The 13980-nt window shown below is 60.1% G+C and carries 14 protein-coding genes; 5 read left to right on the top strand and 9 right to left on the bottom strand.

The genetic code is table 11. The annotated features are described in order from the left end of the window. Positions 1 to 58: 58 nt before the first annotated feature. From Q8X51_RS03575 to Q8X51_RS03565, 3 genes are all read right to left on the bottom strand, one after another. The gene (locus tag Q8X51_RS03575) at positions 59 to 814 is read right to left on the bottom strand and encodes a DeoR/GlpR family transcriptional regulator (protein WP_027604598.1); all 756 of its coding nucleotides are present in this window, start codon (positions 812 to 814) and stop codon (positions 59 to 61) included. Between the two features lie 95 nt (positions 815 to 909). Next, a complete protein-coding gene (glpK, locus tag Q8X51_RS03570) occupies positions 910 to 2415 on the bottom strand; it encodes a glycerol kinase GlpK (RefSeq protein ID WP_065926529.1) in 1506 nt (501 codons plus the stop codon). 76 nt (positions 2416 to 2491) lie between these two features. Next, complete coding sequence (locus Q8X51_RS03565) at positions 2492 to 3346, bottom strand: MIP/aquaporin family protein (RefSeq protein ID WP_074844064.1); 855 nt, start codon at positions 3344 to 3346, stop codon at positions 2492 to 2494. Positions 3347 to 3671: 325 nt separating this feature from the next. Between Q8X51_RS03565 and ybaK the strand changes: the two genes are divergently transcribed. Next, on the top strand, positions 3672 to 4142 hold the full coding sequence (ybaK, locus tag Q8X51_RS03560; RefSeq protein WP_407693366.1) for a Cys-tRNA(Pro) deacylase: 471 nt from the start codon (positions 3672 to 3674) through the stop codon (positions 4140 to 4142). A gap of 63 nt (positions 4143 to 4205) precedes the next feature. On the opposite strand, the gene Q8X51_RS03555 is transcribed toward ybaK, so the two are convergent. Beyond that, the gene (locus Q8X51_RS03555; RefSeq protein WP_065926527.1) at positions 4206 to 5315 is read right to left on the bottom strand and encodes an ABC transporter ATP-binding protein; all 1110 of its coding nucleotides are present in this window, start codon (positions 5313 to 5315) and stop codon (positions 4206 to 4208) included. Further along, a complete protein-coding gene (gene argF / locus Q8X51_RS03550) occupies positions 5312 to 6232 on the bottom strand; it encodes an ornithine carbamoyltransferase (RefSeq protein ID WP_027604593.1) in 921 nt (306 codons plus the stop codon). The genes Q8X51_RS03555 and argF overlap by 4 nt, the downstream gene beginning before the upstream one ends. A 441-nt stretch (positions 6233 to 6673) precedes the next feature. On the opposite strand from argF, the gene Q8X51_RS03545 reads away from it, so the two are divergent. Continuing rightward, the gene (locus tag Q8X51_RS03545) at positions 6674 to 8782 is read left to right on the top strand and encodes a molybdopterin oxidoreductase family protein (protein WP_407693195.1); all 2109 of its coding nucleotides are present in this window, start codon (positions 6674 to 6676) and stop codon (positions 8780 to 8782) included. Between the two features lie 86 nt (positions 8783 to 8868). Beyond that, on the top strand, positions 8869 to 9207 hold the full coding sequence (gene grxD / locus Q8X51_RS03540) for a Grx4 family monothiol glutaredoxin (RefSeq protein ID WP_027604591.1): 339 nt from the start codon (positions 8869 to 8871) through the stop codon (positions 9205 to 9207). A gap of 66 nt (positions 9208 to 9273) precedes the next feature. Here the strand turns inward: grxD and bfr are convergent, their stop codons facing one another. Both bfr and Q8X51_RS03530 read right to left on the bottom strand, forming a co-directional pair. Next, entirely contained in the window at positions 9274 to 9744 is a 471-nt protein-coding gene (gene bfr, locus Q8X51_RS03535; RefSeq protein WP_012722487.1) for a bacterioferritin, read from the bottom strand. A 201-nt stretch (positions 9745 to 9945) separates the two neighbouring features. Next, positions 9946 to 10164 carry a bacterioferritin-associated ferredoxin gene (locus tag Q8X51_RS03530; protein WP_074844072.1) on the bottom strand — a complete coding sequence of 73 codons (219 nt, stop codon included), beginning with the start codon at positions 10162 to 10164 and terminating at the stop codon, positions 9946 to 9948. Between the two features lie 244 nt (positions 10165 to 10408). On the opposite strand from Q8X51_RS03530, the gene Q8X51_RS03525 reads away from it, so the two are divergent. After that, positions 10409 to 11011 (top strand): peroxiredoxin, encoded by a 603-nt coding sequence (locus Q8X51_RS03525; protein ID WP_003172097.1) that lies wholly within the window; start codon positions 10409 to 10411, stop codon positions 11009 to 11011. A gap of 65 nt (positions 11012 to 11076) precedes the next feature. Here Q8X51_RS03525 and rnt read toward each other — a convergent pair whose 3' ends face one another. After that, entirely contained in the window at positions 11077 to 11751 is a 675-nt protein-coding gene (gene rnt / locus Q8X51_RS03520; protein ID WP_027604590.1) for a ribonuclease T, read from the bottom strand. Further along, positions 11748 to 12794 (bottom strand): dihydroorotase, encoded by a 1047-nt coding sequence (gene pyrC / locus Q8X51_RS03515; protein WP_027604589.1) that lies wholly within the window; start codon positions 12792 to 12794, stop codon positions 11748 to 11750. Before pyrC ends, rnt begins: the two co-directional genes overlap by 4 nt. Before the next feature lie 156 nt (positions 12795 to 12950). On the opposite strand from pyrC, the gene Q8X51_RS03510 reads away from it, so the two are divergent. Beyond that, complete coding sequence (locus tag Q8X51_RS03510; RefSeq protein ID WP_092356347.1) at positions 12951 to 13859, top strand: flagellar protein MotY; 909 nt, start codon at positions 12951 to 12953, stop codon at positions 13857 to 13859. Positions 13860 to 13980 lie beyond the last annotated feature (121 nt).

The following is a 13980-nucleotide window of genomic DNA, read 5'->3' as shown; positions in this document are numbered from 1 at the left end:
AGAAGGCGCTGGATAAATCGCCACCGGGGGCTTGCCCCCGATGGCTTCAGTGCAGACGCTATACGACTTCCAGGCGAACCTTGTGCTGGTTCAGCAACTGCACCAGCGCCGGCACCGGCTCCTGATCCGTCACCAGGCAGTCCACCAGGCTGATCGGCCCCAGTCGAATCATGGCATTGCGCCCGAATTTGCTGGAGTCCGCCGCCAGGATCACCTGGCGTGCATTGGCGATGATCGCCTGGGAAACCCGGACTTCCTGGTAGTCGAAGTCCAGCAGGCTGCCGTCCTCGTCGATGCCACTGATACCCACCAATGCGAAGTCGACCTTGAACTGGTTGATAAAGTCGACACTGGCCTGGCCCACCACGCCGCCGTCACGACGCACATTGCCGCCGGTCAGCAACACGTCGAAGTCGTCCTTGGCGCTGAGCATGGTGGCGACGTTGAGGTTGTTGGTGATGATTTTCAGGTGGTTGTGGTTGAGCAGCGCACGGGCAATGGATTCCGTGGTGGTGCCGATATTGATGAACAACGAGGCGTGATCGGGGATTTGTGCCGCGATGGCTTCGCCGATGCGTTGTTTCTCATCGCGCATCTGGTCGGCCCGCATGGCGTACGCGGTGTTCTCGACACTGGAGTCATAGGCCGCGCCGCCGTGGTAGCGGCGCAGCAGATTGGCGTCCGCCAGTTGGTTGATATCGCGGCGGATGGTTTGCGGGGTGACAACGAATAGCTGCGCCATTTCCTCGATACTGACGTAGCCGCGTTCGCGGACCAGTTCGAGGATTTGCTGCTGGCGGGGAGGCAGATTCATGGGGCGTCCTTTGGGCTGCCATACAAAAGTGGCCCATGATGACGCAGGAATCTGCTCCCTGCCAGTTACAACCCGATATGGGGCCCGCGCATGGCTTATTCGGCGCCTTCGTGGGGTTCCCAGTCGCGGGTGCGGCTCACCGCTTTTTGCCAGCCGGCGTAGAGTTTTTCCTTGGCGGCTTCTTCCAGCTGCGGTTCGAATTCGCGCTCGATCACGGCCTTGCCGCGCAGCTCGTCGAGGCTGCCCCAGAAGCCGCAGGCCAGACCGGCCAGGTAGGCGGCGCCGAGTGCGGTGGTTTCGCGCATTTGCGGGCGCTCGACCTGGGTGCCGAGGATGTCGGCCTGGAATTGCATCAGGAAGTTGTTGGCCACCGCACCGCCGTCCACACGCAGGGCCTTGAGGCGTTCGCCCGAGTCCTGTTGCATGGCGTCGAGCACGTCGCGGGTCTGGTAGGCAATCGACTCCAGGGCGGCACGAATAATGTGATCCACGCGTACGCCGCGGGTCAGGCCAAACAGTGCGCCACGGGCATACGGGTCCCAGTAGGGGGCGCCCAGGCCGGTGAAGGCCGGGACCAGGTACACGCCATTGCTGTCCTTGACCTTGCCGGCGAAGTATTCGGTGTCGGTGGCATCGGCGATGATTTTCAGCTCGTCACGCAGCCATTGCACGGTGGAGCCACCGTTGAACACCGCGCCTTCCAGCGCATAGGCCACTTCGCCACGGGGGCCGCAGGCGATGGTGGTGAGCATGCCGTGCTTGGACTTGACCGCTTTGTCGCCGGTATTCATCAGCAGGAAGCAGCCGGTGCCGTAGGTGTTCTTGGCCTGGCCGGCCTCAACGCACATCTGGCCGAACAGTGCGGCTTGCTGGTCACCGGCGATACCGCCGATGGCGATGCCGCTTTTGGTGCGGCCGTAGATCTCGGAGGAAGACTTCACTTCCGGCAGCATTTCCCGCGGAACGTCGAGGATCTCCAGCATCTTCGCATCCCACTCCAGGGTGTGGATGTTGAAGAGCATGGTGCGCGAGGCGTTGGTGTAGTCGGTGACGTGGGTTTTGCCGCCGGTAAATTTCCAGATCAGCCAGCTGTCGATAGTGCCGAACAGCAACTCGCCGTTGCGCGCACGCTCGCGGCTGCCTTCGACGTTATCGAGGATCCACTTGAGCTTGGTGCCGGAGAAGTACGGGTCGGTGACCAGGCCGGTGGTGTCGTTAATGTATTGCTCGTGGCCGTCGCGCTTGAGCTGCTGGCAGATTTCGGTGCTGCGGCGGCACTGCCAGACGATGGCGTTGTAGATCGGGCGGCCGGTGACCTTATCCCAGACCACGGTGGTTTCACGCTGGTTGGTGATGCCGATGGCGGCGACCTGGTCATGGTGCAGGCCGGCCTGTGCCAGGGCCTCGACCATCACCGCGCTCTGGGTGGCGAAGATTTCCATCGGGTCATGTTCGACCCAGCCGGCTTGCGGGTAGTGCTGGGTGAATTCACGTTGGGCGGTGCAGACCACGTTGGCGTCGCGATCGAAGATGATTGCCCGGGAACTGGTGGTGCCCTGATCAAGGGCAATGATGTAGTTCTTATTCTCGATGTCGGTCATGTCAATTGCCTTGGACGAAATAAGGAAGTCAGAAATCAGCCGGGGCCGCATAGGGCAGGGGACCAGGCTGGCGCTTTCAGGAAATACGAGTCTTGCCGTTGACAGCCGTGTCAGTTGTTTCCGCTATAGCAGGTGCGGCGCTCGGCAAGTGGCGGGCAATCAGCCCGCGATAGGCCGCAGCACCGAGGCATGCGCCGACAATCGGCGCGAAAATCGGAACCAGGAAGTAAGGAATATCGCGGCCGCCAGTAAAGGCCATTTCACCCCAGCCAGCGAAAAAGGTCATCAGCTTGGGCCCGAAATCCCGCGCCGGGTTCATCGCAAAGCCGGTCAGCGGGCCCATGGCACTGCCGATGACCGCAATCAGCAGGCCGATCAACAGTGGCGCCAGCGGGCCGCGCGGCAGGCCGTTGTTGTCATCGGTGAGGGCCATGATCACGCCCATCAGGATCGCGGTAATGATCATTTCCACCAGGAAGGCCTGCGCCGTGCTCAGCAGTGCATGGGGGTAGGTGGAGAACACCGAGGCCAATTCCAGGCTGGCCTGGGTGCCGCGTACCAGATGGTGGGTTTGTTCGTAATCGAAAAAGAGATTGCTATAGAGCGTGTACACCAGCGCCGCCGAGCAGAAGGCACCGGCGATTTGGGCCAGGATGTAGAACGGCAGTTTGCGCTTGTCGAAGTCGGCAAAAATACACAGGGCGATACTGACCGCCGGGTTGAGGTGGGCCCCGGAAATACCGGCGCTCAGGTAGATCGCCATGCTGACGCCGATCCCCCAGATGATGCTGATTTCCCACAACCCGAAGCTGGCACCCGCGACCTTGAGCGCAGCAACGCAGCCTGTACCGAAGAAGATCAGCAGCGCAGTCCCCAGGAACTCGGCCATGCATTGGCTTGAAAGTGAAGGCTGTTGAAGAGCAGTTGTCATGGAAAACCTCGATTGTTGTTCTTGTCTGGCGCACTGCCTCAACGGACGGTTGCGCGATTTTCACCGTGACAGGATCCCCATCCAAGACACGGCTTACTGCTGGAACGCTGCAGTTGTATTCCTACAGTATTCGGAAACGAAAAAATATAGACAAGAATGACGGCTGTCAAAGGTCGAAAGTGAACTGTCGGTCACTTTCCAACTATTGGTTTGATGAATGATCACGCTCGCCACGTTAAGTATTGTGGACGGGGAGGGCGGACTAGAGCGTTTTATGCGGGCTTGGCATAGAATTGGCCGTCTGTTTGCCACGCTCGGAGAGGTCATGACCCCCGCATTGGATTTGTTGAAAAAAGTTCGCGCCGAACATCGCGTCCACAGTTATGAACACGACCCCAAGGCGGCCTCCTATGGCCTGGAGGCCGCAGAGAAATTGGGCCTCGACCCGGCGCAGGTGTTCAAGACCTTGTTGGCCAGCAGTGAAAAAGGCGAATTATTGGTGGCTGTGGTGCCGGTCGTCGGAAGTCTGGACCTCAAGGCCCTGGCTCATGCGGCGGGTGTGAAAAAAATCGAAATGGCTGATCCGGCAGCGGCGCAGCGTTCCACCGGTTACCTGCTGGGAGGCATCAGCCCACTGGGGCAGAAGAAGCGGCTGCGCACATTTATCGATGTAACGGCGCAGCCGTTCGCGACAATTTTTGTGAGTGCGGGGAGGCGCGGGCTGGAAGTGGAGTTGTCCGCCACGGTACTGGCGGAACATACCCAGGCCAAATTCGCAGAAATTGGCCGGGTGTAATCCCGATATGCTGGAGAATTAATGTGGGAGGGGGCTTGCCTCTCCCACACGTTGATCATTGACTCAGCCAGCCGGGCTGTAGCGCCGTACGCCGGATTCGGCGTGAGGAACCTGCGCCGCGACGCTGCCTGAGGCCTGGAACAGCACCAGATGCTCCGCGGCCACGCGAATGCCCACTTGTGCGCCCACCTGATGGTCGGCATGGCTGGGGAAAATCGACTCCAACTGCGCACCCGTCGGCAGTTGTAGGCGGTACAGGGTTGATGCGCCGAGGAAGGTCTTGCCGACGATCCGCGCTTTCAAGGCACTGTCCGGCGCGTAGACGATGTCGTCCGGGCGCAGCAAGACGTCCACGGCACCCCCCGTAGGCCAGGTGTAGGCGCGGTTTCCGCGCAGGTCGCCCAGTTCGGTGTGGACGGACTCGGGCGAACTCAACTGGCCACGAATGAAATAACCCTGGCCGATAAAGCTGGCGACATACGGCGTCAGGGGTTCGTGATAGAGGTTGTAGGGGGTATCCCACTGCTCCAGGCGCCCTTCCTTGAACACTCCGACGTGATCACTCACAGCGAACGCCTCTTCCTGGTCATGGGTGACCAGGATCGCACTGGTGCCCCGTGCCTTGAGGATGTCGCGTACCTCGTGGCTGAGCTTGCGCCGCAGTTCGCCGTCGAGGTTGGAGAACGGTTCGTCCAGCAGCAACAGTTGTGGCTCCGGCGCCAGGGCGCGGGCGAGGGCGACGCGTTGTTGCTGGCCACCCGACAGTTCGTGGGGGAAGCGCTTGCCCAGGTTCTTGAGGTTGACCAGCTCCAGCAGTTCGGCGACCACACGGTCTTTTTGCGGGTGTTTGCGAATGCCGAAGGCGATGTTGTCGGCCACGCTGAGGTGGGGAAACAGTGCGTAGTCCTGGAACACCATGCCGATACGACGTTTCTCCGGCGCCAGGGTAAAACCGGCGCTGGAGATCACTTCGCCCGCGAGGCTGATTTCGCCTTCGTGCACCGGCTCAAAACCGGCAATCGCGCGCAAGGTCGTGGTTTTGCCACAGCCCGAAGAACCCAGCAGGCAACCGATATCGCCCGCGTTGAGGTGCAGATTGAGGTTCTGCACCACCCGTTGATCCTGGTAGCCGCATGCCAGATTGCGCAAGTTCAGCAGTAATGGCTGGCTCATGCGTGGTGGTACGCCGGTTCGACGAGGAATTCGAGCAGGGCTTTTTGCGCGTGCAGGCGGTTCTCTGCCTGGTCCCAGGCCACGGAGCGTGGGTCATCGAGCAGGTCGAGGCTGATTTCTTCACCCCGGTGGGCGGGCAGGCAGTGCATGAACAGCACGTCCGGCGCGGCCATGTCGAGCAGGGCGCGGGTCACCTGGAAGGGCGCGAACAGGGCCAGGCGCTTGGCGGTTTCGTCTTCCTGGCCCATGGAGGTCCAGACGTCGGTGCTGACCAGGTGGGCGCCGATCGCTGCATCCTTTGGATCGCGCAGGATCTGCACACGGCCATCGGCCTTGGCCAGGAACTCGGCGGCCGGTTCGAAGCCTTCCGGGCAGGCGATGCGCAGGTGGAAGTCGAACTGAATCGCCGCTTCTATATAGCTGTTGCACATGTTGTTGCCGTCACCGATCCAGGCCACGGTCTTGCCCTGGATCGAGCCACGGTGCTCAAGGAAGGTCTGCATGTCGGCCAGCAACTGGCATGGGTGCAGGTCATCGGACAGGCCGTTGATTACCGGCACGCGCGAGTTGGCGGCGAATTCGGTCAGGGTGCTGTGGGCGAAGGTACGGATCATCACCGCATCGAGCATTCGCGACATGACGATCGCGCAGTCGCTGATCGGCTCGCCACGGCCCAGTTGGGTGTCACGCGGCGACAGGAAGATGGCCTGGCCACCCAGCTGGATCATGCCCGCTTCGAACGACAGGCGAGTGCGGGTCGACGACTTCTCGAAAATCATCCCGAGCACGCGGTTTTTCAAAGGCTCGAACAGTACGCCGCGGTTACGCAGGTCTTTAAGCTCAATGCCTCGACGGATCACGCTGACCAGCTCTTCGGGCGTGCAATCCATCAGGGAGAGAAAGTGCCTTGCGCTCATCATTAACTACCTTTTTGCAACAGACCGCAGATACTCAAAGCCTTGTTTATTGTGACAACGGGCGAGACCTGCGGCGAAAGCCGCACGGGGCGACGAAATAGGGGAAGGCGCGATCTTATAATTAAATGTCGCGTCTTACCAATAGGGCTACGGTTTTATGGGTGTTCAAGAAGGGCGCAAGAGCGCATTCGAAGACGGTTTCCAGACAGCAGCAGGTCATTTGTACACTGGCCTCGCAACCATTTGCAATGTGCAGGGGCGGGCCCAGGCCGGGCTGTGTCGGTTTTAGACGTGGGTTACAGGCTCTGTAACATTTGCTCATGTTTGCTCATGTTTGCTCATGGCCTGGCCTGATGGCTATCGATTCACAGGGCGAACGATGCTGGTGCCTGTCATGGTCACGGCCCATAGTCAGGCCAAAGCCCAATAAAGAGACTGGCCATGACCAAGACTCTCCACCACCGTGCCTGCCACCTGTGCGAAGCCATTTGTGGCCTGACCCTGGAAACCACCCAAGCCGAAGACGGCAGCCTGGCGATCACCTCGATCAAGGGCGACACGCTGGACAGCTTCAGTCGCGGCCATATCTGCCCCAAGGCCGTGGCGTTGCAGGACATACAGAATGATCCTGACCGCCTGCACCAGCCCATGTTGCGGGTGGGCAGCGAATGGCAGCCAATCCCGTGGGATGAGGCGTTTGCCCTGGTCGCCGAGCGGCTGGCGGGCATCCAGGCGCGGCATGGACAGAATGCAGTGGCGGTGTATCAGGGCAACCCCAGCGTGCACAACTATGGGCTGATGACCCACAGCAACTACTTCCTCGGCCAGCTCAAGACGCGCAACCGATTTTCTGCCACCTCCGTAGACCAGTTGCCCCATCACCTCACCAGCCACCTCATGTACGGCCACGGCCTGTTGCTGCCGATTCCGGACATCGACCACACCGACTTCATGCTGATCCTGGGCGGCAACCCGCTGGCCTCCAACGGCAGCATCATGACCGTGCCCGATGTGGAGAAGCGTCTCAAGGCTATCCAGGCCCGGGGTGGCAAGGTGGTGGTGGTCGATCCTCGGCGCAGTGAGACGGCGGCGATCGCTGATCAGCATCTGTTCGTGCGGCCTGGCGGGGATGCGGCGTTGCTGTTCGGGGTACTCAACACACTGTTCACCGAGAACCTGACGCGTGACAGTCATTTGCCGGTAGAGGGCCTTGAGGATGTGCGCCGTGCGATCCTCGGCTTTACCGCCGAAGCCATGAGCCGCCAGTGTGCCGTACCCGCCGGGCAGATTCGCCAGTTGGCACGGGATTTCGCTGCTGCGGATAAAGCGGTGTGCTACGGGCGCATGGGGGTGTCGACCCAGGCGTTCGGTACGCTGTGTCATTGGTTGGTGCAGTTGATCAACCTGGTCACTGGCAACCTCGACCGCGAAGGCGGTGCGTTATGCACCAGTCCGGCAGTGGACTTGGTCGCGTCCACCGGTGGCGGGCATTTCAATCGCTGGCAGAGTCGCGTGTCCGGGCGCCCGGAGTACGGCGGCGAGTTGCCAGTGTCTGTATTGGCCGAAGAAATGCTCACCGGCGGCGAAGGACAGGTCCGCGCGCTGGTGACGGTGGCGGGCAACCCGGTGTTGTCGACCCCCAATGGCCGCCAGTTGGAGCAGGCCCTGGACGGCTTGGAGTTCATGGTCAGCATCGACCTCTATATCAACGAGACCACGCGTTATGCCGATCTGATCCTGCCGTCCACTTCGGCGCTGGAAAACGACCACTACGACACCACGTTCAACATGTTCGCCGTGCGCAATGTCACCCGTTTCAATCGCGCGATCCTGCCCAAGCCTGAGGGGGCGTTGCATGACTGGGAGATCTTCGTCGGCCTGGCCACGGCATTCGCTGCGCACACCGGTATGGCGCTCAAGCCCACCATGCCGCCTGCGCAAATGATCGACTTCGGCCTGCGCGCCGGCGCTTATGGTGATGCGTCGAGCCATCAGTTGTCGGTGGCGAAGCTGGCGGACCATCCCCATGGCATGGACCTGGGGCCGCTCAAGCCAAATCTCGCCGCGCGGTTGAAAACCGTGGATGGCAAGGTGCAGGCGGCACCGGCAGTGATTCTGGCGGATCTGGCGCGCTTTGCGGCGCAGCCGATGCCTGTGGCTGACGAGTTGCTGCTGATCGGCCGTCGCCATGTGCGCAGTAATAATTCCTGGATGCATAACTATCACCGGCTGGTGAAGGGTAAGCCTCGGCACCAGTTGCATATGCATCCCGACGACCTGGCCAGTCGCCAGTTGGCAGATGGGCAGCGGGTGCGCGTCAGTTCACGTATCGGCATGATCGAAGTGGAGGTGGTCGCCAGCCTGGACATGATGCCCGGCGTGGTCAGCCTGCCCCATGGTTGGGGTCACGGCCGTCCTGGCGTCCAGATGACCATCGCCAGCGAGCAACCCGGGGCGAGCGCGAATGACTTGACCGACGAGCGGCAATTGGATGAGTTGTCGGGCAATGCGGCCTTGAATGGCGTACCTGTCCAAGTCGCTGCCGCATAAGGAGCCCGAGCACCGCGTTGGAATTTTGCGTTACAATGCGCCACCGTGCCGACCTGTGAGTCGCAAAGTTCCAGCCGAGGTGTTCCATGGATATCATCGAAACGATCAAAGAGCAGATTGCCAACAACACCATTCTGCTTTACATGAAGGGCGCACCTAACGCTCCTCAGTGCGGTTTCTCCGCGAAGGCTTCCCAGGCTGTTATGCAGTGTGGCGAGAAGTTCGCTTACGTGGATATCCTGCAAAACCCGGAAATCCGCGCCAACCTGCCGAAGTACGCCAACTGGCCTACCTTCCCGCAACTGTGGGTAGCCGGCGAGCTGGTCGGCGGTAGCGATATCATCACCGAAATGGCAGCTGATGGTTCGTTGCAGGCGTTGATCAAAGATGCAGCGGCAAACGCGGCGGCCAAGACCGACGCTTGATTCGCCTGCGATAAAAAGCCCCGCTTCTCGTGAGAGAGCGGGGCTTTTTTGTACCTGGCGACGGGATTATTCGCCCATCTGCGATTGCAGGTAGTTTTCCAGGCTGACTTTATCGATCAGGCCCAGTTGGGTTTCCAGCCAGTCGATATGTTCTTCCTGGTCTTCCAGGATGTCTTCCAGCAGTTCGCGGCTGCCGAAGTCGCCCTTGGTCTCGCAATGTGCAATGGCGGCCTTGAGGTCGCTGTGGCTCTTGCGTTCAAAGCCCAGGTCGCTGCTGATCATTTCCTGGGTGTGCTCGCCGATGTTCAGCTTGCCCAGGTCCTGTACGTTCGGCAGGCCTTCGAGGAACAGGATGCGCTTGATCAGCGCGTCGGCGTCCTTCATGGCCTTGATGGATTCTTTGTATTCACGCTTGCCAAGCTTTTCCAGGCCCCAATCGTCGTACATGCGCGCATGCAGGAAGTACTGATTGATCGCGACCAGTTCATTGGCAAGGATTTTGTTGAGTTGCTGGATGACTGAGATGTCGCCTTTCATGACTGGGGTCCTGCCCTGTAGTAGCTGTGTATAAGGCGGAGTTTGAGCGGCGAAAACCCTAGTGTCAAACCTAAGTTATTGAATAATAAATGAAAATTAATCGGAATAAGAATGTTTGTGTTCCGCGTCTTAGCGCTAACTAATTGAATTACAGGCATAAAAAAACCGGACACTCGGTCCGGTTCTTCAAAACACGCCTATTTAGGCGTGTGTAAATTCTGCTGAGTAGGGAACAGCGGCCTGTGCTGTTTGCAGCTGCGTCAGGGTTTCCCGTACCACTTGCTTGGCGAGGCAAGCACATTTACCACATTGACTGGCAACGCCGGTGGTTTCACGCACTTCCTTGTAGCTGCAGCAACCTTCATAGATTGCTTCGCGGATTTGTCCGTCGGTGACGCCGGTACACAGGCACACATACATAAGGGAGAACCGTCGCGGGTTTAAGGCTTAAGTGCGATGGATCTTAATGTTAACGAGAATGATTGTCAAAGTAGATTCGTAGGGTATTGGCCTGCACCGCCCTCACGCTGACGAACGGTTTTTTCAGTGTATGATGGTCGGTCTTCACGAAGCGTGACTGCGTCACAGGGCTGTCGCTTGAATGCGGCAGACTCAAGGCCGGTCCTTTTACTTCAATCGTCACCCTTACATCAGGAGATACCCAATGAGCGTACTCGTCGGCAAACAAGCCCCGGATTTCGACGTACCTGCCGTGCTCGGCAATGGCGAAATCGTTGACAGCTTCAAACTGTCTGAAGCCATCAAAGGCAAATACGGCCTGGTGTTCTTCTACCCGCTGGACTTCACCTTCGTCTGCCCTTCGGAGCTGATCGCTCTGGACCACCGCATGGACGATTTCAAGGCGCGTAACGTTGAAGTGGTTGCCGTTTCCATCGACTCCCATTTCACCCACAACGCCTGGCGCAACACGGCCATCAACGATGGCGGCATCGGCAAAGTCAAATACACCATGGCTGCCGACATGAAGCACGACATCGCCAAGGCCTACGACGTTGAGTCCGAAGGTGGCGTGGCTTTCCGTGGCGCGTTCCTGATCGATGACAAGGGCGTTGTGCGCTCCCAGATCATCAACGACCTGCCGCTGGGCCGTAACATGGAAGAGCTGATCCGCCTGGTCGACGCCCTGCAATTCCACGAAGAGCACGGCGAAGTCTGCCCTGCCAACTGGAAAAAAGGCGACAAAGGCATGAACGCTTCGCCTGAAGGCGTTGCGGCTTACCTGACCGAGAACGCTGGCAAGCTGTAAGCCGGATTCGCGGGACAAAAAAACCGGCCTGAGAAGGCCGGTTTTTTCATGCGCGGGATTTGACCTCAGTCGCCGAAGTCTTCCCAGCCGCCCATCTGCTTCCAGCGGTTGACGATGCCGCAGAACAGCTCGGCGGTCTTCTCGGTGTCGTAGCGGGCCGAGTGGGCTTCGCGACCGTCGAAGTCGATGCCGGCCGCCTGGCAGGCCTTGGCCAAGACGGTCTGGCCATAGGCCAGGCCAGCAAGGGTGGCGGTGTCGAAACTGGAGAACGGGTGGAACGGATTGCGCTTCATGTCCAGCCGCGTCACGGCGGCGTTGAGGAAGCCCAGGTCGAAGCTGCTGTTATGCCCGACCAGGATCGCGCGCTTGCAGCCGTTGGCCTTCAAGGCCTTGCGTACGCCACGGAAGATATCGGTGAGTGCCGCCTCTTCGCTGACGGCCATGCGCAGGGGGTGATCCAGCTTGATCCCGGTAAACTCCAGGGCTGCCGCTTCGATATTGGCACCTTCAAACGGCTCGACGCGGAAGAAGTGGGTGTGCTCCGGATACACAAAGCCCTGTTCGTCCATGCCGATAGTGGTTGCGGCGATTTCCAGCAGTGCATCGGTGGCGCAATTGAAGCCGCCGGTTTCTACGTCGACAACGACAGGCAGGTAGCCGCGGAAACGTTCGGCCATCGGGTGGCGCGAACCACCACCGCCACCGTGTTCCTGGTCGTCATCGTAATGGTCTTCACTCACTTGCTTTCCTCCAGCAGGCGCCAGCGCAGTGTTTCACCGGCGCGCAGCGGGATAACGGTCAGCTCGCCAAATGGCAGGCTGGCGGGGGCAGTCCAGTCTTCACGGACCAGGGTGATACGGTCGGTATTCGCCGGCAGGCCATAGAATCGCGGGCCATTGAGGCTGGCGAAACCTTCGAGTTTATCCAGGGCGTTGCGCTGTTCGAACGCTTCGGCATACAACTCGATGGCGGCAAACGCGGTGTAGCAACCGGCACAACCGCACGCGGCTTCCTTGGCGTGCTGGGCGTGGGGCGCAGAGTCGGTGCCGAGGAAGAACTTCGGATTACCGCTGGTCGCGGCATCCAGCAAGGCCACCTGGTGGGTGTTGCGCTTGAGGATCGGCAGGCAATAGAAGTGCGGCCGAATCCCGCCCACCAGCATGTGGTTGCGGTTGTACAGCAGGTGATGGGCGGTGATGGTTGCGCCGACGTTGGCCGAGGCCTCGGTGACGAACTGCACGGCATCGGCCGTGGTGATGTGCTCGAACACCACCTTGAGGGTCGGGAACAGCTCGACCACGCGGCGCATGTGCTCGTCGATGAAGATTTTCTCGCGATCGAACACGTCCACGTCGCCACGGGTGACTTCACCGTGGATCAGCAGCGGCATGCCGACTTCGGCCATGGCTTCGATGGCCGGCAGGATCTTGTCGATGCTGGTCACGCCGGAATCGGAGTTGGTGGTCGCACCGGCCGGGTACAGCTTGGCGGCGTGCACGAAACCGCTGGCCTTGGCCTGGCGAATTTCTTCGGGCTGGGTACGGTCGGTGAGGTAGAGCACCATCAACGGTTCGAAGCGGCTGCCGGCCGGCCGTGCAGCGAGGATGCGCTGGCGATAGGCGTCGGCTTCGGCGGCGTTACGCACCGGTGGTACCAGGTTAGGCATGATGATGGCGCGGCCAAACGTACGCGCTACATCGGCCACGGTTTGGGGCAACGCAGCACCATCGCGAAGATGAATATGCCAGTCGTCGGGACGCAGCAGGGTCAGGCGGTCGGACATTGGGGATTCCAGGCGGGTCAATCTGGTGGGAATGCTACCGGAAAAGACTCTTGCAGGCACTCGCTATCAAGTTTTGCAGGATGCATCCGATAGCCTTTCGTATGCCTTATCGATGTATGACGCTTTGAAGTGTTGTAGAAACCAGTGGAGCCTCCCGTGCGCCAGCATTATCTAGCCCTGCTCAGTGTGTTCGCCAGCCTGCCTGCTATGGCCCTCACGTTCCAGACACGTCTGGAGAACATTGAGTGGAAGGTAGAGGGGGACAAGTTCGAGTGCCGCCTGAGCCAACCGATCACCGACTTCGGTTCGGGTGAGTTCGTGCGCCGGGCCGGCGAGCAGGCGACGTTTCGTCTGAAAGCCTATAACGGGTCGTTGGGCGCAGGGTCGGCCACCTTGTTGGCCGCCGCAGCCCCCTGGCAGCCCGGTCGGGGTGACATCAATCTCGGCGCCGTACGTGCCGGCAGCGGTGATGTGCTGTTCAACAGCTCTCAGGCCCAGGCCGGGCGTCTCTTCAACGGTTTGCTCGATGGACGCTCGCCCACTGTGCGGCACTATGGACGCGAGGGTGGCTATTCGGAGATTCGCCTGCTGCCGGTGAAATTCAACAAGGCCTACAGCGACTATCAACTGTGCACCGCCAAGTTGCTGCCGATGAATTACGATCAGGTCAAGCAGACCGAAGTGGGCTTCCCCGGTGGCGGCATCGAGCTGGACGCTGCGGCAAAGCAGAAGCTGGCGGTGATTCTCGAATTCATGAAGGCGGACCCTACCGTCAACCATATCGAATTGAACGGCCACTCGGACAACAGCGGCAATCGCCTGAGCAACCGTGATGTTTCACGCCGTCGTGCGCTGGCGGTGATGGACTACTTCAAGGCCAACGGTATTCCTGAGTCTCAGATCACCCTGCGGTTCCATGGTGAAAGCTACCCCTTGGCGCCCAACACCACTGCCGCCAACCGGGCCCGTAACCGCCGTGTGAATATTCAGCTCGAACGCGTGGCTGCCCCTGAGAAACCGGCCCCCCAGGCCACGGGGCCGAGCAACCCGGCACACACCTCCTGAAGTGCGACCATCGGTCGCTCGCTCGACATAATCTGTCGCTTTATCTTCATTTGCTGTCGCGCCCCTGTAAATCCACGGTTTTGATCGGTAGAATCGACGCCTTTCCGTACAACCCCGTGGA

Source organism: Pseudomonas sp. Yb2C2 (genome assembly GCF_052112325.1).
In the GTDB taxonomy this organism is placed as follows: Bacteria; Pseudomonadota; Gammaproteobacteria; order Pseudomonadales; family Pseudomonadaceae; genus Aquipseudomonas; species Aquipseudomonas marginalis.
This window is presented reverse-complemented; position numbering and strand designations above follow the sequence as displayed.